The following is a 19977-nucleotide window of genomic DNA, read 5'->3' on the forward strand; positions in this document are numbered from 1 at the left end:
TTGACCCGTGACTGCGGGCTGGGACGGTTTCCGCGGCGCGGGGATCGAGCGTCCACGAGAGGCTCGCGTTCACGGGGCCCAAACTCTCCGCACCACCTGGCCGACCCCTCTTGGCGCCCTGGGTGATGACCAGGCGGGAGGCGATCTCGCGCAGGCTGAGGTCCTGGTCGCGTAGACGCAGCGCCATGGACAGCATGGCGGGGTCGATGGCGGTGGCCTTGCCGATTGCCGCTTGAATAGACGCAACGTTGAGTCTAGTCTCCTGGGTCGTACCCAAGACTCGACCAGAACAGGACGGTTCATGCTGAACTCCACCCCCGGCGCCGCCCCGAGCGGCGCCCCGGCGCGCAGGCGCCGCCCCGGCCCGGCCGTGACGGCGGTGGCCTTCGCCTTCTGGATCACGATGGCGGGCACGACCGCGCCGACCCCGCTGTATCCCCTCTACGGGGAGGCCCTCGGGTTCTCCCCGTTCACGGTGACGGTGGTGTTCGGCGTGTACGCCCTCGGGGTCGTGGCCGGGTTGCTGTCGTTCGGACGGCTGTCGGACCAGATCGGCCGGCGGCCCACGCTGGTGGCCGCGACCGTGCTGTCAGCGGTCGCGGCCGTGATCTTCCTGGTCACGCAGGACGTCGCGGTGCTGCTCGCCGCCCGCGTCGTGTCGGGGTTGTCGGCGGCGCTGGTCACCGGCGCCGCCACCGCCGCCCTCACCGAGCTGATCGGGCCGAACGCCCGGGTCCGGCCCGCCACCGTGGCGCTGTTCGCCAACATGGGTGGCCTGGCCTGTGGCACCCTGCTCGCCGGCATCCTGGCCGACCTCGCGCCCGAGCCGCTGCGTACCCCATGGGTTGTCCTGGGGGGCCTGGCCGTGCTGGGATCGCTGGGCGTGGCGGCCGGCCGGGAGAGCGCCGTGCACCGCTCCGGCTTCACGCTGCGGTTCCAGCCGCTGCACGTCCCGGGTGACATCCGGGCGGAGTTCTTGCGTTCGGCCATGGCCGCGGGAGCGGGCTTCGCCGTCCTCGGCGTCCTGACCGCGGTGACGGGCCTGTTCCTCGGCACGCTGCTGCACCAGCCGAGCCATGCGCTCACGGGTCTGGTGGTCTTCATCGCGTTCGCGTGCACGGCGCTGGGGCAGCTGCTGATCCGCGTCCTGAAGGACGCCGTCGCCCTGCCCGCCGCTTGTCTGGGGCTGATCGCCGCCGCCGGCCTGATCGCCTTGGCCCTGGCCACGACCTGGCTGGTCCCGCTGCTGATCGGTGCCGCGGTGAACGGGCTGGCGACTGGTGTCGCCCTCGGGCAGGGCATCGCGACCATCACGGCTCGCAGCGCTCCCCGGCATCGCGGAGCGTCGGTGTCGACCTTCTTCGCCATCCTCTACACGATGCTCGCGGTTCCGGCCATCGGCGTGGGCGTGCTGATCCACGCGTCCAGCCTGCGCCCGGCCGGGGAGATCTTCAGCGCGGTGGTCGCCGCGCTGGCCCTCGCCGTGCTGCTCAGCCTGATGGCTGCCAGGCGCGGGCGCTGACCGGAGCCCGTGCCAGAATCGGGTGGTGAGAAGGATCTGGGAGGAGGCCGGCCATCCCCGCCAAGCATGACGCCGAGCCGGCCGCCGTCGTGAGCCGCACTGGCCCCAAACGCAGTGAGAGCATCCGGCTGGCGGTGCTCAACGCCGCCGACGACCTGCTGGTGGAGCGCGGGTTCGACGGTGTGACCATCGAGAGCATCGCCGCCAGGGCCGGGGTCGCCAAGCAGACGGTCTACCGGTGGTGGAAGTCCAAGGTCGACATCCTCCTCGACACCCTGACCGGCGACGCCCACGATGGCCTGGCCTGGCGCATGGGCGCCGCGACCGCCGAGGAAGAGCTCAAACTGCACCTGCGGCGAATCAGCAGATTCCTCCAGGAACCCGCGGGCCAGGTCCTCCTGGCGCTCCTCGGCCACGCCCAGACCAACGAGAACACCGCCCGGGCGCTGCGCGAAGGATTCCTCCGCGATCAGCGCGAACGCGACCTCGCGGGGCTGCGCGCCGTGCTGGAGCGCCACACCGGCCGCCCCGTGGACGGGCGGACCGCCGCCGGCCTGCTGGACGTGATGCTCGGCCCGATCTACTACCAGGCGCTCGTCGTCGGCCGCCCGCCCGCCCCGGAACTCCTGGACATCACGGCCCGGCTCGTGCTCGACATGGCGACCTGAGGGCTGTTTTGGATCAGGTGCGGAGCAGGGCAGCCAGGGTGACGGCGCCGAGGAAGATGTAGGCGCGTTTCTCATACCGCGTGGCTACCGCGCGGAAGTTCTTCAGCCGGTTGATCGCCCGTTCGACGAGTTCCTGTCCTTGTAGCGGTCGGTGTCGAAGCCGGTGAGCCATCCTCCGGCCGAGCCGCGCCGCCGGCGGTTGGCCCGTTGACCCGGGGCCGGCTTTCCCGGGTGGATCAGAACTATGTGCGCGCCGGGACGCACGCCGCGGCGAACGCGATCCTGAGCGAGCACCAGGGCGGGGTGCCGATCGTGGCCGCGTGGGGTGGTGGGCTGCTGGCGACGCCAAGAACTGTGCGACGAGCCCTGAATCGCTCCTGAGCTGGGATTTCTGTGCTCCCCATACGCTCTTGTCGGTCCCCCCGACAAGCTCTTGCCATGGGTACCCCGACTTCTCTGGCAGTTCCCGAAACCAGGGAAGAGACCGGCGAGCCGGAAGGGTCGCTCTCGCCGGGCGAGCGTTCGAGCTCTCGAGATGTCAGTTACGCATCCTGGCCGGCAGGTCGATGATCTCGGCGGTGGAGCCGGTCTCGCCGAGGAGAGGGAAGATTCGTTCAATGCCGTTGCGGGCTCCCGACATCTCGACTCTCATACGCGAGACGGATAGTCATTATCCGAAACGCGCGATTCCGATCAGAAGTCTTACCGGTTAGTCTGACTCGAAACATCGGAGTTTCGGCGTCAGGATATGTTCATGCATTCATCAGCGCAAGAAGAGCTGTATCTGGCCGCGAGTAAAGTCCCCTGGGTTCCGCAAGGGGACGGCATCTATTTCAAACCCCTGCGCATCAATCGGAAAGCCGGAAGCTGGATCAACCTGCTCAAGGTCCAACGCGCGGGCCGGGTCAACCGGCACCGGCACCTGGGACCGGTCGAGGCCTACGTCCTGGCGGGATCCTGGCGTTACCTCGAGCGCGACTGGGTCGCGAAGGCCGGGGACTTCGTGTTCGAGGCCGATGACGACATCCACACGCTGGAAGTCGTCGGAGACGCAGAAATGATCACCCTGTTCTCCATTCACGGGCCGTTCGAATATTTGGACGACCAGGACAACGTCATCGGCGCCGAAACGGCCGACAGCAAACTGGATCGCTACGTCCGGCATTGCGAGCAGTTCGGTATCGAACTCGCTCCCATAATCTTCTAGGCGTTCCGATGAGAAACGACGACAATCTGTTCTCGTTGCACGGGCAGACGGCGATGATCACCGGAGCGGGCAGCGGAATCGGGTACTCCGTCGCACGGGCCCTGGCCGAAGCGGGCGCGGACCTGGTCGCCGCCTCGGACAGGGAGAACCTCGACGACATCCGCGAGCACGCCGAGAAACTGGGCCGCACCGTCCATACCGCGGTGTTCGACGTCGCCGACGCGCAGCAGACGCAGAGCGTGGTGAGCGGGTTCGCCGAGGACGTCGACATTCTGGTCAACAACGCCGGGATCATCAGACGGGCGCCGGCGGAGCGGTTCACCGACGGCGACTGGCAGGACGTGCTGGAGGTGAATCTCAGCGCGGCCTTCCGGATCTGCCGCCTGATCGGTCCCAGGATGCTGCGCCGGGGACAGGGGAAGATCATCAATATCGCGTCGCTGCTCGCGTTCCAGGGAGGACTCAACGTCGCCTCCTACGCGGCCAGCAAGCATGGGCTGGCCGGCCTCACGAAGGCGCTCGCGAACGAATGGGGCGAGTACAACGTGCAGGCGAACGCTATCGCGCCCGGCTACATCATCACGGACACCACCAAGGACCTCCAGGATGACGGCATGCGCTCCCAGCAGATCCTGGATCGCATTCCAGCGGGCCGCTGGGGCAGGGCCGACGACATCGCCGGGGCCGCGGTCTTCCTCGCATCAAGGGCCTCCGACTACGTGAACGGCCATCTCCTCGTCGTGGACGGCGGATGGCTGAGCCGCTGAAGGCACACAAGGACAAGAAAGAGAGTATGACGATGCATCGCTACACCGACCGGGTCGTCCTGATCACCGGCAGCGGTTCAGGCATCGGCAGGAACCTGGCGGAACGTTTCGCCGCCGAGGGAGCCACTGTGGCGGTGGCCGACATCAACGGTGATGCCGCGAGAGAGACCGCGAAGGCGATCACCGACTTGGGACACCGGGTCCAGGCCTTCACCGTGGACGTCGCCGACACGGTTTCCGTGCACGGTCTGGTCGAAGAGGTCGAATCCGCTCTCGGCGGGATCGACGTCCTGATCAACAACGCGGCGTCCACGCTGGATCTGCCGTTTTTGGACTTGTCCGAGCGCGAGTGGGATCTCGATGTGGGTGTCACCCTCAAGGGGCCGTTCCTCTGCTCGCAGGCCGTGCTTCCCGGCATGCTACGGCGCGAGGGTGGAGTGATCCTCAACATCGGCTCGGTGAACGGGTTCTCGTACTTCGGGAACGATCTCTACAGCGCCGCCAAGGCCGGGCTGCTCAGCCTCACCAGGGCTCTGGCGGTGCGTTACGGGCCGCGCGGGGTACGCGTCAACCTCATCGCCCCCGGAACGATCCGGACCCCGTTCTGGGACGGTCGCCTGGCGAAGGACCCTGCCGTTCACCAGCGGCTGGCTCGCTGGTATCCGCTCGGCCGGATCGGTGAACCGGACGACGTGGCGGACGCGGCGCTGTTCCTGGCCTCCAGCGCGGCGTCCTGGATCACCGGCACGGCGCTGACGGTGGACGGCGGTCTTCTGGCGGGCAATGCCGTGATGACCGCCGACATTCTCGGCGAGGAGTACTGAGGGTTCAGGTTCGCGGCGGGTGTGTGCCGTCGGGCAGCGGCTCGCGGCTGAGCGCGTCCAGCATGAGCCGACTGGCCGTTGACAGGGGCCGGTCGGCCGGCCAGTGCACCGCGACCTGACGGGGAGCGGCCCCGGCGAGTCGCCTGAGCCGGACACCGTTCGTGTCGGAGCAGTGGCCCGCGAGTAGATTCGTCACCCCGATCCCGAGCCCGGTGCGCACCATGGCGATCAGGGTTTGCGGCTGGTTGGTCATGAGTACGGGTTCGATGTCATGGCCGACCTGGGAAAAGGCCGCATAGGTCTCCAAGTTCCCGGATTCGGGAAGGTCTGATCTCCCGATGGTGATCAGCGGCTCGCGGGTGAGAATCTCCAGGGACAGATCGCCCGGGTGGTTGGCCAGCGGGTGCCGCTCGGGGATGACCGCGACGAGCGGCTCCTCCCAGAGCAGCACGCGCTCGGTGCTTCCCTCCGGCAGTACCGGCATGACCGGCCGCACGGCGATGTCCACACTCCCCGACAACAGATCGGCGCCGAGTTCCAGGGTCGACTCCTCCACGAGGACCACCTGCACTCCCGGGTGCCGGCGCTGGAACTCGATCAGCAACTTCGGCAGGAAGAGCGCGCTCGCGCTCGGGTAGCAGCCGAGTGTGACCAGGCCGCGGCTGGCCTCGCGGAACTTGTCCATCTCGCCTTCGCAGCGCTGGATGGCGGCAACCACCTCTCGGGCGTGCGCGGCGAACGCCCGGCCGGCGTCGGTCAACGCCACTGGCCGCCGGCGGCGGTCCAGAAGCTGGAGTCCCACGGCGCGTTCCAGTGCCGCGACGTGGGTGCTCACGCGGGGCTGTGAACGGTGAGTCGTCGCCGCGGCTGCGCTGAAGCTTCCCGAGTCGACGATGGCGAGGAAGGACACGAGCCATTCAGGGCGGACGTCATTGATCAACATGGCCACTACCAACGGATGTTCGAGCGCGGGGAGTCACCGAAGTGTTTCACATGGACGAAGGTGCGCTCGCGGCGCTGCACGCGGAGCGTGTCGACTGGCGTTTCAAGGGCTTACCGTCCACGGTGCAGGGGCGGAGCGTGGGCGAGCTTGCCGAGGCCCGCCTCGACCTGTTCGAGGCGGGCTTCACGACGCCGGTGCTGACCCTGTCACGCGCGGCCGTCGAGCACAACATCGCCGTGCTCGCCGGGTTCGCGGCCGAGCACGGCCTCGACCTGGCTCCGCACGGCAAGACGTCCATGGCGCCGCAGTTGTTCGCCCGCCAGGCCGCCCACGGCGCATGGGGGATGACCGCCGCCACGATCACCCAGGTGCGGGCCTATCGCGCCTTCGGGATCTCACGGATCTTCCTCGCGAACGAGCTGGTCAACGCCGCCGCGCTCTCCTGGATCGCGACGGAGCTCGCCGCCGATCCCGGCTTCACCTTCGTCTGCTGTGTGGATTCCGTGCGCGGGGTCGCCTTGATGGATGAGGTGCTGCGCTCGCGACCACGCTCGCGACCGCTGGACGTCGTCGTGGAGTTCGGCACGGCGGGCGGCCGCGCGGGCTGCCGTACCCCGGGGGAGGCCAGAGGGGTGGCGGACGCGGTCGCGGAGAGCGCGGCATTGCGCCTCGTCGGCGTGTCCGGCTACGAAGGCGTCGTGGCGCACGAGGCCACACCGGCCGCCCTGCGTAGCATCAGGGACTACCTGCGAACCATCGGCGGGCTGACCCGGCAGTTCGACGTCGAAGGCCGGTTCAAGCAGGCGGACGAGATCGTGGTGAGTGCTGGCGGGAGCGCGTACTTCGACATCGTGGCCGAGGAACTGGCCGGGCCGTGGCTCTTGTCCCAGCCGACGCGCGTCCTGCTGCGCAGCGGTGCATATGTGACCCATGACGACGGCTTCTATGCCGGGGTCGGGCCGTCCTCACGCGGCGTGACGGCGGACGCGCTGCGACCCGCGCTGTTGTTGTGGAGTCAGGTGATCTCCCGCCCTGAGCCTGGCCTGGCGCTGCTGGACTTCGGCAAGAGAGACGCTTCCTTCGATGTGGGGCTGCCGGTCCCGCGCGAGATCCGCCGGTCGGATGGCTCCTCGATGCCGGTCGAGGGGCTGGAGGTCGTGTCACTCAACGACCAACACGCCTATGTCGCCGTGGAGGGAGACCCGCGGCTCGAGGTCGGCGACTGGGTGGGCTGCGGCCTCTCGCACCCCTGCACGGTCTTCGACAAGTGGTCTCTGATCCCCATGGTCGAGGACGGCATCGTCGTCGACTACATCCGCACGCTGTTCTGAGGTGATGGACTCATGAGCTGCACCTTCCGGGGCGCCCAGGTCGTGGACGGCAGCGGGCGGCCCTCCTACCGCGCCGACGTCGTCACGAAGGCCGGCATGATCATCGAGATCACGGAACCCGGGCAGGCAACGGCGGGCACCGGACGCGTGATGGACGTCGACGGGCTCGTGCTGGCTCCGGGCTTCATCGACATGCACGCGCACTCCGACCTCGCCCTCCTCACCGACCCGCATCATGTGGCGAAGGCGGCGCAGGGTGTGACGCTTGAGGTCCTCGGGCAGGACGGCCTCGGCTACGCGCCGGTCGATGACACGACTCTCCGGCAATTGCGGATCCAGCTCGCCGGCTGGAACGGCGATCCCGAGGATCTCGACTGGGACTGGCGCACCGTGGGCAGTTACCTCGACCGGCTGGACGAGGGCATCGCGGTCAACGCCGCCTACCTGATCCCGCACGGGACGGTGCGCGCGCTCGTCCTCGGCTGGGAGAACCGGCCACCGACCAGCGGCGAACTCGACAAGATGCGCGAACTCGTCGCCGAGGGAATGCGGCAGGGAGCCGTCGGCATGTCGTCCGGCCTGACCTACCCGCCCGGCATGTACGCCGACACGGAGGAACTCGTGGAACTGTGCCGCGTGGTCGCGGCCCACGGCGGCTACCACAGCCCACACCACCGCAGCTACGGTCGGGACGCCCTCGCCGCCTACGCCGAGATGATCGATGTGTCGCGGCGTTCAAGCTGCCCCCTCCACCTCGCACACACCATGATGAACTTTCCTGACAACGCCGGACGCGCCGCCGACCTCCTGCGCCTGATCGACGACGCCCTCTCCGACGGCTGCGACATCAGCATGGACAGCTATCCCTACACCGCAGGTTCGACCACTCTCGCCGCGTTGCTGCCGAGCTGGGCGGCCGAGGGCGGTCCGCAGGCGTTGATCGACCGGTTGCAGGACCTTCCGACTCGTACGAGGCTCCGACGGGAACTGGAAGAGCTCGGCTCCGACGGGTGCCATGGCGTACCGGTCGACTGGAGCACCGTCCAGATCAGCGGTGTCCGTGATCCCGCCAACCAGGCCTACGTGGGCGCCACGCTCGCCGACCTCGCCGTACGGGAGGGGCGAGCGGCCGCGGACGTGTACTTCGACCTGCTCGTCCGCGACCGGCTCGGTACCACGTGCCTCCAGCACGTGGGGCACGAAGAGAACGTGCGTGTCATCATGCGCCACCCCGCGCATACGGTAGGGAGTGACGGGCTGCTCGCGGGAACTCGGCCGCACCCTCGCGCGTGGGGCGCCTTCCCTCGCCTTCTCGGCCGTTACGTCCGTGAACTCAACCTGCTGACGCTGGAGGAATGCGTCGCGAAGATGACGTCACGGCCCGCCAGCCGCCTCGGGCTCGCCACCCGTGGTCTGGTCAAACCCGGATACCTGGCCGACCTCGTGCTCTTCGACCCCGAAACGGTCGGCGACGTGGCAACGTACGACGAACCTCGGCTCCCCCCGCTGGGCATTCCCTTTGTCATGGTGGCCGGTACCTGGGTGATCGATGAGGGGCGGCCCACTGGTGCCCGGCCCGGTCGTTCCGTCCGCCGGCTCCGCTGAGCGCCCCCGCCAGGGTGCGCGTGGTCTCCGTCAGCGTGGCGGGACCGCGTCGACCAATCGCCTGACCGCCTCAAGGTCGCCGGTCACCGTGAGCTCGCCGTCATCGATCGCCGAGGCCAGCGTTCGTTCGTGGCTCAGTACGGACTGGAACATGAGGTGGTCGCCCTCGATGTATGCGTCCGCCGGGCCGGGATCCTGGCCGCGCGCGACGGTGCCCAGTTCGCCGTCGACGACCTCGACGCGGTAGACGTCGCGTCCCAGTGCGATCCGGTACGTCGCAGTCCACGACGCGCCCGGCTGCGGCACGAAGAAGGCGCGCAGGCCGAGCAGTACGGTATCGGTGCTGATCCCTCCGGTCAGCGGCACGACCGGTGAGCGCATGCCCCAGGTCCGAAGCGCCGCGAACACCGGCTCCAACTCGGCGCCCCATTCGGTCAGCTCGTACGTCCTGCCGGCCACAGGCGGTGGCAGCGTACGCCTGCGCAGAACGCCGACCGCCTCGAGGTCACGTAGCCGCTGCGCGAGCACACTGGGGCCCAGTCCGGGCAGGGCGGCCTGCAGGTCGGCGTAGCGGCGTGGCCCGAGGCGCAGTTCCCGCACCACCAGCAGCGCCCAGCGCTCGCCGATCATGTCGAGCGCGTGGGCAATGGGACACGCCTGCCCGTACGTGCGCTTTCCGACCTTCTCGCCGATCTTCTCGGAGGTTTCCTCAGGGATCTTCGCGCTCTCCATCGCCACCACGTCCGTAGTCGGCCAAATTTGACTATGAAAATAGTAGCACCCACTTCGATTTTAGAAGTAGGGTCACGGCGAGGCACGCTCGACCCGACCCAGGAGGCACACCATGCACGACAGCCGGCCGACCACGAATCCGTCCCTGGCCCCACGGGAGGAGACGGTGCACGCCAACGATGTCGACCTGGCCGTCCAGGCCTTCGGCAACCCGAGCACCCCCGCGATCCTGCTCATCTCGGGCGCGGAGGCGTCGATGGACTGGTGGGACGACGACTTCACCGCCCGGCTCGCCGCGTCCGGCCGCTATGTGATCCGCTACGACACCCGCGACACCGGCCGCTCCACGACGTTCCCCGTCGGCGCGCCGACGTACACACAGGATGACCTGCTCGCCGACGCGGTCGGCGTGCTCGACGCGTACGGCCTGGCCGCAGCGCACATCGTGGGCATCTCGATGGGCGGGGGGCTCGCACAGCGGCTCGGCCTCGAGCACCCGGAACGGGTCCTGTCGCTCACCTTGATGTCCACCAGCCCCGGCGGGCCCGGCGGGCCAGACAATCCCGACCTGCCGCCGATGAGCGAGGCGTTGGCCAAGATGTTCGCGGAGCCGGCCACCGCCCCCGACTGGTCCGACCGTGACGCGGTCATCGCGTACTTCCTCGCCGCCGAGCACGCCTTCTCCGGCACGATCCCGGTCGACGAGGACCGGGTACGCCGCACCGCCGGGCGCGCGTTCGACCGCAGCCCGGTTCCGGCCGCCGCGTCGAACCACTGGATGATCGAGGGTGGCGAGCCGATCCGCACCCGCCTCGGCGAGATCACCGCACCGACCCTGGTCCTGCATGGCACCGAGGACCCGCTCTTCCCCTACGGCCACGCCGAGGCCCTGGCCCGCGAGATCCCCGGCGCCTCGCTGATCCCGCTGCCCGGCATGGGCCACCAGATGCCGCCGTGCCAGGTGTGGGACACGGTCATCCAGGCGATCGTCGGGCACACCGAGCCCGGGGTGCGGTGACCGACCACGGTTGCGATGCCCGATCCCGGCCACTCGCCGGGTCCCGCATGTGTACCTCGCGTATATACCTCCGGTATATAGTGATCTGCCATGACAGTCCCCTTGGCCCTCCTGGGCCTGCTGGACCGCGAGCCCAGCTACGGATACGACCTGAAGCGCGGCTACGACACCTACTTCGGCAGGGGCAAGCCGCTCCCCTTCGGACAGGTCTATTCGACGCTCGGCCGCCTGGCCAGGGACGGCAAGGTCACGGCCGGTCAGAGCGAGCCAGGCGACGGCCCTGACCGCAAGCGCTACGCCATCACCCCGCTCGGCAAGCAGGAGGTGGAGGTGTGGCTGGCCGAGCCGGTAGCGGCGGAGCCGTTCCTGCAGACGGTGCTGTTCACGAAGGTCGTGCTGGCGCTGATGCTTGGCCACGATGCGCAGAGCTACCTCGACACCCAGCGCGCCACGCACATGCGGCGCATGCGCGAGCTGTCAGAGATCAAACGCAGCGGCGCCCTCGTGGACGCCCTGCTGGCCGACCACGCCCTGTTCCATCTGGAGGCCGACCTGCGCTGGATCGATGTGACCACGGCCCGGCTGGGCGCGCTGTCGGAAATGGTGCGCCGCGCATGACCGTCGACGCCCTTCCAGCGCCGGGCCCGCTGCTGGAGGCCCGTTCCATCGACCGCTCTTACGGCCGGACGCAGGCGCTGCGCGAGGCCAGCCTGTCCGTGACGGCGGGAGAGATTTTAGCGATCATGGGCCCGAGCGGCTCCGGCAAGTCCACGCTGCTGCACTGCCTGGCGGGCATCTTCACCCCCGACGCCGGTGAGGTCTGGTTCGACGGGCGGCGGCTGGACCTCCTGAGCGACGCCAGGCGGTCCGAGCTGCGCCGCACCACGTTCGGCTTCGTCTTCCAGTTCGGCCAGCTGGTGCCGGAGCTCACGGTGGCCGACAACGTCGCCCTGCCGCTGCTGCTCGGCAAGGCCAGGCGCAAGCAGGCCTACCAGCGGGCCGGCGGCTGGCTGGAGCGGCTGGAGCTGGACGAGTTGGGCGAGCGGCGCACCGGCGAGCTGTCCGGAGGGCAGGCGCAGCGGGTGGCGATCGCCAGGGCGCTGGTGACACGGCCCAAGGTGATCTTCGCGGACGAGCCCACCGGCGCGCTCGACTCGCTCACCGGCGAGAAGGTCATGGAACTGCTCGTCAGCCTGGCCCGCCAGGAGGGCACGACCGTGATCGTGGTCACCCACGACGCCCGCGTCGCCGCCTGCGCCGACCGGGAGGTCATGGTGCGCGACGGCAAGGTCACCGACCCCTACGCCAGCGAGGCCGTCCGATGACGCTCTGGCTGGGCCTGCGGCTGTCGCTGCGCGGCGGCCGGGAGGCGGCCGTCCGGCTGGCGCTCGTCACCACGGCCGTCGCGATGGGGGTGACGGTGCTGCTGTCCACGGTGGCGCTGTTCAACGCCTTCCAGGTCACCGCGGGCCGCCCATGCTGGGAGTGCACGACCGGCTCCGCGCCGGGCGGCTGGGCGCTGGGCGCCACCCCGGGCGCCGTGCTGTGGAACTATCGCCAGGACTCCTACGCGGGCCGCCCCATCAAGCGGCTCGACGTCGCCGTCCTGGATGCGAGAACACCCGCGCCGACCATGCCCGGCGTGCCCGCTCTGCCCGGCGCGGGGCGGTACTACGTCTCGCCCGCGCTCGCCGAGCTGATGGACGCCGTGCCGCGCGAGCAGCTCGCCGACCGCTTCCCCGGCACCCGCGCAGGCCTGATCGGACGGGCGGCGCTGTCCGGCCCTGATGACCTGGTCGTCGTCGTCGGCCAGACCCCCGACGGGCTGGCCGCCATGGCCGGCACCGTGGCGGTCGACGCCGTCGCCACCAGCCCGGTCGGGGACGACACCACGGCCCTCTACGAGCACGGCTTCGGCATCGCCGCCATCGGCCTGATCTTCCCGCTGCTCGTCCTCGTCGGCACGGCCACGCGCCTGGCCGCCGCCCGCCGCGAGGCGCGCTTCGCGGCGATCAGGCTGGCGGGCGCCACCGCGCGCCAGATCAGCGCGATCGCCTCGGTGGACGCGGCGCTCGGCGCGCTGCTGGGCGCGCTCGCCGGCATCGCGGTCTTCCAGGCGCTGCGGCCCGCGCTGGCAGGCGTCGCCATCACCGGCTCCCGCTTCTTCCCTGACATGGTCGCGCCCACCGCGCTGCAGTACGCCGCCGTGGTCGCGGGCGTGCCGCTCGCCGCCGCCGGCGCCGCCCTGTGGTCGCTGCGCCGGGTGCGGATCACGCCGCTCGGCGCGGCACGCAAGGTGCGGGCCTCCGCTCCGGGTTGGTGGCGGGTGCTCCCGCTCCTGGCGGGGCTGGGATTGTTCGCGGGCCCGGTGTTCGCGGGCGGCAATGACCCGAACGCGGTGCTCGTCGACGTCGGCCTGGCGCTGATCATGGTCGGTCTCGTGGTGGCCGGGCCGTGGCTGACGATGCTGGCCGCGCGGCTGGCCGCCCGAGTCACGTCCGGCGCGGCGACGCTGCTGGCCGCGCAGCGGCTGGCGGCCGACCCGAAGAGCGCCTTCCGGTCGGTGAACGGGATCGTGCTGGCGGTCTTCATCGGCACGGCCGTCGCCGGCATCGTCCCCGCCGTCGTCTCGGGCCAGAAGGCGGCGGGCGGCGGCACGCTGAACGAGGTCATGCGGGCGTCGTTCGGGTACGGCGGGGCCGCCGAAGGCCTGCCTCTGCCGCCTGGCACAGCGTCCGAGCTGATCGCCAAGGTACGCGCCCATCCCGGCGTCACCGTACTGCCGGTGTACCGCAGGGCCGACACACCGGCCTCGCCCGGAGGGCCTCCGCCGTGCGACCCGGGCCCCGGCTGCCGGCTCGACTTCCTGCTCGGCCACGTGGTCGAATGCGACGCCCTGACCAGCTTCCCTGCGCTCGGCCGGTGCGCCCCGGGCACCCCAGCGGCGACAGCCGACTTCAATCGGCTGCTGACCAGCGACAACATGCTCTCCGTCGACCGCAACCTGCCGATCGTGGACGCGGCCAACCCTCCCCCAGCCAGTAGCTCCGGCGACTCAGGAAAGGACGACCAGACCGCCTCAGCCGGCCTGCCCCTGGCGGCGATACTGATCCGCACGGACGACCCGGCCGTCCGTGAGCAGATCCGTTCCCTGCTCACGCCGTACGTCGCCCGCTCCGGCAGCGCCGAGATGCCGCAGACGTTCGCCGAGGTGGCCCAGGCCCGCGCGGTCCTGCTGGACCAGGTGGAACGCGTCGCGCTGGCCATCGTCGCGCTGACCCTGCTGGTGGCGGGCTGCGGCCTGCTGGTGGCGGTCGCCGGCGGCGTGGTGGAGCGCAGGCAGCCGTTCACGCTGCTGCGGCTGTGCGGCACACCGACCCGGACCCTGTCCAGGGTGGTGCTGCTGGAGACGGCTGCCCCGGTGGTGCTGGCCGCCCTGGTGGCGGCGGCCGCGGGCTTCGGCGTGGCCGAGCCGGTGATCGACCAGTTGGCCATCAGGAGCGCGCCGGCGGCGCTGCCAGGCCCCGCCTACTTCCTGACCGTCGGCGGCGGGCTGCTGACCGCCCTCCTGGTGATCCTCGCCGGCCTGCCACTGCTCAGACGCGTGACCGCGCCTGACAATGCCCGCTTCGAATAGGGACCCTCGATGATCATGACACTTGTCCGGCGGCTGGCCGCACCGCTCGTGGCGGCCCTGGTCGGCGCCCTCCTCGTGGCGGCGCCCGCGCCGGCGCGAGCCGCCGAAGGCCACTACGCCGCCGACATCAGGCGCACCGAGTACGGCATCCCGCACATCTCCGCCAAAGACCACGGCGGCCTCGGCTACGGCTACGGCTACGCCTTCGCGCAGGACAACCTGTGCGTCATGGCCTCGTGGGTGCTCACCTTGCGCGGCGAGCGGTCGCGCTACTTCGGCGCGGAAGCGATGTCGGACGACGCCATCGACCCGGTCTCCAACCTGGCCAGTGACGTGTACTACAAGAGCGTCCAGGCGTCGGGCGTGCTGCGCCGGGTGCTCGCCCGCCCCGCGCCCCACGGCCCCAGCACCGAGCTGCGCGCGCTCGTGGACGGCTACGTCGCCGGGTTCAACCGCTACCTGAGCGACACGGGCGTGGCCAAGCTGCCCGACCCGGCCTGCCGGGGCAAGGAGTGGGTCGGCCCCATCACCGCCACGGACGTCTGGACGAACCTGCTCGACCTCGGCCGCCTGGGCGGCAGCTCCTCGTTCAAGGAGGCCATCGCCGCCTCGGGGCAGGCGGAGGAGCAAGAGGGCAAGAAGGAGACGAACCAGCCACACAGGAAGGTCCCGTCGAAGACGGTGAGCGCCCCCGGCAGCAACGCCTACGCCATCGGGCTCGAGGCCACCCGCGACGGCCACGGCATGCTGCTGGCCGACCCCCACTTCCCTTGGAACGGCAGCCGCCGCTTCTACCAGGTCCACCTGACCATCCCGGGCGTGCTCGACGTGTCGGGCGGCAGCCTGTACGGCACCCCCATGGTCGAGATCGGCCACAACGCCGGCGTGGCCTGGACGCACACTGTCTCCCACGCCCAGCGCTTCACCCTGTACCAACTCAAGCTGGTGCCGGGCCAGCGCACCTCGTACCTGGTGGACGGCCGGCCCGAGCCGATGGGCCGGCAGGAGGTGTCGGTCACCGTCTCGGACGCCAAGGGCGCGACCCGAGCCGTCACCACCACCCTGTACACCTCTCGCTACGGCCCAGTGCTGGCCACCGGCTGGACGGAGAAGACGGCGATCGCCCTGGCCGACGTCAACGCCGCCAACCTGCGCTTCGCCGACGAGTGGCTGGCCATGGGCGCCGCCCGCGACCTGGCCGCGCTGCGCCGCGCGCAGGACACCTACCAGGGCATGCCCTTCGTCTACACGCTCGCCGCGGACGCCGGCGGCGAGGCGTACTTCGCCGACGCCTCGGTAGTCCCGCACGTCACCGACGAGCAGGCGGCGCGCTGCCGCGCCAAGGACGACCCCGAGATGCTCGTCCTGGACGGCTCCACGTCGGCCTGCCTGTGGGGCAAGGACGCGGACGCGGTCGAGCCGGGCATCTTCGGCCCCGCCGCCCAGCCCCGGCTGACCCGCGCCGACTACGTGACCAACGCCAACGCCAGCCCCTGGCTGACCAACCCGAAGGCCCCGCTCACGGACTATCCGCGCATCTACGGCGACGCCCGTACGGAACGGGACCTGCGCACCAGGGTCGGCCTCGACATGATCGCCCAGCGGCTGTCGGGCGACGACGGGCTCGGCGCCCCCGGCTTCACGCTGGAGACCCTCCAGCAGACGGCCACCGGCAAGCGCAACCTGGGCGCCGAACTGCTCCGCCCGGGTCTGCGCGTGCTGTGCCGGGCCAAGCCTTTCATGACGGCGAGCGATGGCGAGAAGATCGACGTCCGCCGGGCCTGCGCCACGCTGGCGGCCTGGGACGGGCGTGCCCGCCTCGGCAGCCGTGGCGCGATCCTGTGGCGCGAGTTCTTCCTTAACCTGAACCGCCCGCACAGACGGCCCGACGGCGCGGTCGTCCCGCCGAAGAGCTGGTGGAAGGTGCCGTTCGATCCAGAACACCCGCTCACCACGCCCCGCGGGCTCGACATCGCCAACCCGGTGGTGGCGACCGCGCTGGCCGACGCCGTGCGATTCTTCACGGCCAACGACATCGCGCTGACGCTCACGCCGGGGCAGGCCCAGCGGTACGGCGCCGTCCCGGTGCCGGGCTGCACCGAGGGTGAGGGCTGCTTCGACCGGATCCGCACCGGCGGCCCGCTCGACAAGGAAGGCCGCTATCCGGACGTCAACACCGGCTCCAGCTTCCTGATGGCCGTGGAGCTGACGCCGGCCGGGCCGCGCACCCGCACCATGCTGACGTACTCGCTGTCGGCCAACTCGGCCTCGCCGCATCACGCCGACCAGACCGAGCTGTTCTCGCGCGGTCAGTGGGTGACCGAGCGGTTCACGGAGGCGGAGATCACGGCGTATCCGCGGCTGGCGACGACGTCGTTGCGGTAGCGAACGCGCTCACCGGCACCCCCCGGTGAGCGCGATGCCGACCGTCAGGCGGGGCGGAGCTCTCGACGCTGACACCGATCGAACCGACGCCGTCCATCACCGGGCGGGCCATCGACAGCATGGCGTCGTCGGTGACGGCGGCGCCGCCGATGGTTTTGCCGCGGGTGCGGGCGGATTCGTGGCCTTCCAGGGTGCGGTCGCGGATGTATTCGCGTTCCATCCCGGACAGGGCGGCCAGCCCGGTGAACACGATCCCGGACGGGTCGTGCGATCCCTGCAGTTCACCGGTGAGGAACTCCAGGCCGATATCGCCGGCCTTGAGCTGTTCGGCCAGCGCCGCGAGTTCGATGCCGCGGCCGAGCCGTTTGTGCTCGTGGACCACGAGGGTGACCGCGACGCCCGAGGCGCGCAGTTCGCGGGCCAGGGCGACGGTCCGTTCGAGTTCGGGACGGCTCGTGGCGCGGGTGGAGATCTTCTCGGAGAAGATCCGGGTGACGCCTGCGGTCTTGAGGGAGTCAAGCTGGGTGTCCAGAGACTGGCGGATCGTGGAGGCGCGGGCATAGCCGATCCGCACGTGCCCGGCCGGTGCGGCGCCGGCCGCCGCCGGGCGGGGCAGCTCGGCCCAGGCCGATCCCGGCTTGCGGACTGGAGGCGTCGGGACGCTGAGAGTGCCTATGAAACAGGCCGGTATAAGATCCGAGGGGCAGTTTCACAACCATCCTTCAGCCGAGCGGGCTCTCCGCAGGAGAGAGAACGACGACTACCTGCCATGATCCTTCTCGGCGATAGCGGCTGTCTGCCGGTTCCTCAACCCTGGAGTACGACCTGTGGCTGGGCCGCATGGTCGGCAACTTCCCCCCGGGTGTTCAGCCACGTCCCCCGGTCCACACCTCCGAGGCGCTCACCGAGGAGGGTGCGTCGGGCGCTCGTGAAGAGGAATCCGGGGTACGGCGGAGTAATGGTGTGAACCACAGTGAACATACCCCCGTAGCCGGCCGACGGGCGGGCGCATGACGGCCTGGCCGAGGGTCTCCCACCCCCCGCAAGAGGTTGACGACGCCACGCTCGTCGAGCAGTCTCGCCGTTTCCCCGACCGGTTCGCGGTTCTCTACGATTGCTATTTCCCTGAAATTTACCGGTATGTAGCCGGGCGGCTGGGGACGCAGGTCGCAGACGATCTCGCCGCAGAGACGTTCCTTGTGGCGTTCCGCAAGCGGGAGAGCTTCGACAGCGCGCGCGGCCAGGTACGGGCCTGGCTCTACGGGATCGCGACCAACCTGGTCGCCCAGCACCGCAGAAGCGAGACCCGCCGCCTGCAGGCCCTGCAGCGGACGCCGGTCGAGCGCGTGACGGACCCCGGCCACGAGGATCTCGTGGCCCAGCGCCTGGCTGCCGCCGGCGTGCAGGGCCAGCTCGCGTCCGCGCTGGCGGCGCTTTCCGAGGCTGACCGCGACGTACTGATCCTCACGGCCCTGGCCGGGCTCGGCTACGAGGAGATCGCCCAGGCCCTCGACATCCCCCCGGGCACCGTCGGATCCCGGCTCAACCGCGCCCGCAGGAAGCTTCGCGGTGCCCTCGGCGGCGTCAACCCGATGCACGAAGACTTTGGAGACGCAGATGGATGACCTGAACGCGGTGCGGGACCTGCTCTCCGCGCCCCCGCCCTCCCCGCAGGTGACCGCCGAGGGCCGTGCCCGGCTCGTCGCCTCCTTCACCGCCCAGACGACCACCCCGAACCCTCAGGTGAACCTTCACATGGCCACGCAGACCTCCCCTCGCTCGCGCCGGGCGTCAGCCGAGGCGGGGCGCCGCCGCGGGGCGCTGCGCACGGCTAGGTGGACGGCGCTCGGTGTGGGGCTGCTCGGCGCGGCGTCCGCCGTCATCGTGGTGATTACGTCGGGCACGGCCCCGGGCGGCCCGGACTCCACCACCCTCGCCCAGCCGCCCTCGGCGGACGCGTCCACCGGCTCGTCTGCACGGCCCGACGCGAAGCCGTCGGCCCGGCAGATCCTGCTTGCCGCCGCGACGTCGGTTGCGAAGACTTCTGCGAACGGCGACTACTGGGTGAACCGTGTCGTCAGCGGCAGCACGTTGCCCGCCCCGAACGGAAAGTACCTGCTGGAGCAGGCTTACTCCGAGGAGCTGTGGGCGTCCCCGGAGGCGGGCAAGCCCACCTGGCTGATCACTCAGTTCCTCGGGGCCAAACCCGCCACCCCGGAGGACAAGGAGGCATGGCGCGCCGACGGCTCACCGAAGACCTGGACGTACCCGGGGAGGCGCATCACCGAGGGCGGTAGGTCCTTCGTGACGGAGAGCCAGACGGTCACCGCCGCTGCGGGCCCGCGCGAGGCACGGAGGGAGGACGCGGGCGGGTCACTGGGCATGCTGACCAACGGCGAGCCGATGACCCCGGACCGGCTGGGCAAGCTGCCGGCGACCCCTGAAGGGCTCCGGGACTACCTGGAGTCGGTCATCAAGAAGCGCGCCGCGGACGGCAGCGTACCGCCCCTGAGCCAAGGCCAGGACGCCGACCTGCGGCTCTACGACATGGGTGTGCACATCATCATGCGCTTCCCGGTGTCGCCGAAGGTGCGGGCCGCCGCGTACCGGATGATCGCGTCCCTGCCCGGCGTGACGGCCGTCGGCGAGGTCACCGACCCGCTCGGCCGCCGCGGCCGGGCCGTCAGCATCCCGCGCACAACCGACACAGGCCAGTCGGAGGGCGTGGACCGGCTCGTGGTGGACGCCGAAACCGGGCTGCCACTAGCGCTGGAACACACCAACGCACCGGGCCCGTCGAGGCAGGGTGCGGCCGGCTTCTCCTACGAAGTGGTCAAAGAGACTCGCTGGACCGAGGAGAAGCCCGACCTGCCCGCGAACGGGCGTGGCCCCGAGGACGCAGCCGACTGATCCAGGACACTCCTCGAGCGGTCAGCCGAGCGCTGGCGAAAGCGACCAGGACACGAGATCCGCAGCGCGGTCCCGGCCGAAGGCTTAACCGCTGGTCACCAAGACCGCGATGTCCTCGATGCGCACGATCTCCCCGCGCGCTCCCCCGTTGCCCTCCGGAATCTCGCGCCAGGCGCGACACCCCCGGCAGCAGCACATCTCGCTCGCGCAGCCACCGCACAGCGTCGGTGATGGCCGCACCGTAGGATCAAACCCGTACAGCCCAACCAATAAGCGATGAGACCGTTACACAGCGTTCATGAACTTGTTCCTAACCACGGCGACTGCGCCCTGTGCATCGTGATCAAGAGGCCAGGGTCCGCCTGCGGGAAGGCGCTTACCGTACGAAACGGTTCCGTTGCAGGTCCACCCCCGAGACCAAGGAACGC

At 70.2% G+C, this 19977-nt stretch carries 17 protein-coding genes and 2 pseudogenes; 15 read left to right on the top strand and 4 right to left on the bottom strand.

Annotated features, from left to right (window positions below):
* The first annotated feature begins 301 nt into the window (after positions 1-301).
* Positions 302-1522 carry an MFS transporter gene (locus tag ABFX55_RS04585; protein WP_346117902.1) on the top strand — a complete coding sequence of 407 codons (1221 nt, stop codon included), beginning with the start codon at positions 302-304 and terminating at the stop codon, positions 1520-1522.
* Positions 1523-1611: 89 nt separating this feature from the next.
* On the top strand, positions 1612-2190 hold the full coding sequence (locus tag ABFX55_RS04590; RefSeq protein ID WP_346117904.1) for a TetR/AcrR family transcriptional regulator: 579 nt from the start codon (positions 1612-1614) through the stop codon (positions 2188-2190).
* Positions 2191-2203: 13 nt separating this feature from the next.
* Here ABFX55_RS04590 and ABFX55_RS49680 read toward each other — a convergent pair.
* Positions 2204-2400 (bottom strand): annotated as a pseudogene (locus tag ABFX55_RS49680) (IS5/IS1182 family transposase); the annotation flags it as partial.
* Here ABFX55_RS49680 and ABFX55_RS49685 point away from each other — a divergent pair.
* The 4 genes and pseudogenes from ABFX55_RS49685 to ABFX55_RS04610 all read left to right on the top strand — a co-directional run.
* A pseudogene (locus tag ABFX55_RS49685) lies at positions 2389-2535 on the top strand (Tn3 family transposase); the annotation flags it as partial. The pseudogenes ABFX55_RS49680 and ABFX55_RS49685 sit on opposite strands and share 12 nt — an antisense overlap.
* Before the next feature lie 409 nt (positions 2536-2944).
* On the top strand, positions 2945-3397 hold the full coding sequence (locus tag ABFX55_RS04600) for a 2,4'-dihydroxyacetophenone dioxygenase family protein (RefSeq protein ID WP_346117905.1): 453 nt from the start codon (positions 2945-2947) through the stop codon (positions 3395-3397).
* An 8-nt stretch (positions 3398-3405) separates the two neighbouring features.
* Positions 3406-4164 carry an SDR family oxidoreductase gene (locus ABFX55_RS04605; RefSeq protein ID WP_346117907.1) on the top strand — a complete coding sequence of 253 codons (759 nt, stop codon included), beginning with the start codon at positions 3406-3408 and terminating at the stop codon, positions 4162-4164.
* On the top strand, positions 4149-4988 hold the full coding sequence (locus ABFX55_RS04610) for an SDR family NAD(P)-dependent oxidoreductase (protein WP_346117909.1): 840 nt from the start codon (positions 4149-4151) through the stop codon (positions 4986-4988). Before ABFX55_RS04605 ends, ABFX55_RS04610 begins: the two co-directional genes overlap by 16 nt.
* A 4-nt stretch (positions 4989-4992) precedes the next feature.
* Here the strand turns inward: ABFX55_RS04610 and ABFX55_RS04615 are convergent, their stop codons facing one another.
* A complete protein-coding gene (locus ABFX55_RS04615) occupies positions 4993-5931 on the bottom strand; it encodes a LysR family transcriptional regulator (protein ID WP_346117910.1) in 939 nt (312 codons plus the stop codon).
* A 50-nt stretch (positions 5932-5981) separates the two neighbouring features.
* On the opposite strand from ABFX55_RS04615, the gene ABFX55_RS04620 reads away from it, so the two are divergent.
* Together ABFX55_RS04620 and ABFX55_RS04625 are read left to right on the top strand one after the other, a co-directional pair.
* On the top strand, positions 5982-7262 hold the full coding sequence (locus ABFX55_RS04620; protein WP_346117912.1) for an amino acid deaminase: 1281 nt from the start codon (positions 5982-5984) through the stop codon (positions 7260-7262).
* 12 nt (positions 7263-7274) lie between these two features.
* Positions 7275-8867, top strand: a complete 1593-nt coding sequence (locus ABFX55_RS04625; protein ID WP_346117914.1) for an N-acyl-D-amino-acid deacylase family protein — start codon at positions 7275-7277, stop codon at positions 8865-8867.
* Positions 8868-8897: 30 nt separating this feature from the next.
* Here ABFX55_RS04625 and ABFX55_RS04630 read toward each other — a convergent pair whose 3' ends face one another.
* A complete protein-coding gene (locus ABFX55_RS04630) occupies positions 8898-9599 on the bottom strand; it encodes a winged helix-turn-helix transcriptional regulator (RefSeq protein ID WP_346118299.1) in 702 nt (233 codons plus the stop codon).
* A gap of 112 nt (positions 9600-9711) precedes the next feature.
* On the opposite strand from ABFX55_RS04630, the gene ABFX55_RS04635 reads away from it, so the two are divergent.
* The 5 genes from ABFX55_RS04635 (at position 9712) to ABFX55_RS04655 (ending at position 16639) form a co-directional block, all read left to right on the top strand.
* Positions 9712-10617 (top strand): alpha/beta fold hydrolase, encoded by a 906-nt coding sequence (locus ABFX55_RS04635; protein ID WP_346117916.1) that lies wholly within the window; start codon positions 9712-9714, stop codon positions 10615-10617.
* Positions 10618-10707: 90 nt separating this feature from the next.
* Complete coding sequence (locus tag ABFX55_RS04640; protein ID WP_346117918.1) at positions 10708-11235, top strand: PadR family transcriptional regulator; 528 nt, start codon at positions 10708-10710, stop codon at positions 11233-11235.
* Positions 11232-11942, top strand: coding sequence for an ABC transporter ATP-binding protein (locus tag ABFX55_RS04645; protein WP_346117920.1), 711 nt, complete (start codon positions 11232-11234; stop codon positions 11940-11942). Before ABFX55_RS04640 ends, ABFX55_RS04645 begins: the two co-directional genes overlap by 4 nt.
* Entirely contained in the window at positions 11939-14254 is a 2316-nt protein-coding gene (locus tag ABFX55_RS04650; RefSeq protein WP_346117922.1) for an FtsX-like permease family protein, read from the top strand. The genes ABFX55_RS04645 and ABFX55_RS04650 overlap by 4 nt, the downstream gene beginning before the upstream one ends.
* Before the next feature lie 9 nt (positions 14255-14263).
* Positions 14264-16639: a penicillin acylase family protein gene (locus ABFX55_RS04655; protein ID WP_346117924.1), complete on the top strand. Its 2376-nt coding sequence runs from the start codon at positions 14264-14266 to the stop codon at positions 16637-16639.
* On the opposite strand, the gene ABFX55_RS04660 is transcribed toward ABFX55_RS04655, so the two are convergent.
* Positions 16599-17213, bottom strand: a complete 615-nt coding sequence (locus tag ABFX55_RS04660) for a recombinase family protein (RefSeq protein WP_346117926.1) — start codon at positions 17211-17213, stop codon at positions 16599-16601. The genes ABFX55_RS04655 and ABFX55_RS04660 overlap by 41 nt on opposite strands.
* A 436-nt stretch (positions 17214-17649) precedes the next feature.
* Between ABFX55_RS04660 and ABFX55_RS04665 the strand changes: the two genes are divergently transcribed.
* Positions 17650-18264, top strand: a complete 615-nt coding sequence (locus tag ABFX55_RS04665) for an RNA polymerase sigma factor (RefSeq protein WP_346117928.1) — start codon at positions 17650-17652, stop codon at positions 18262-18264.
* The gene (locus ABFX55_RS04670; protein WP_346117930.1) at positions 18245-19549 is read left to right on the top strand and encodes a CU044_5270 family protein; all 1305 of its coding nucleotides are present in this window, start codon (positions 18245-18247) and stop codon (positions 19547-19549) included. The genes ABFX55_RS04665 and ABFX55_RS04670 overlap by 20 nt, the downstream gene beginning before the upstream one ends.
* Positions 19550-19977 lie beyond the last annotated feature (428 nt).

This window comes from Nonomuraea roseola, from assembly GCF_039535395.1.
In the GTDB taxonomy this organism is placed as follows: domain Bacteria; phylum Actinomycetota; class Actinomycetes; order Streptosporangiales; family Streptosporangiaceae; genus Nonomuraea; species Nonomuraea roseola.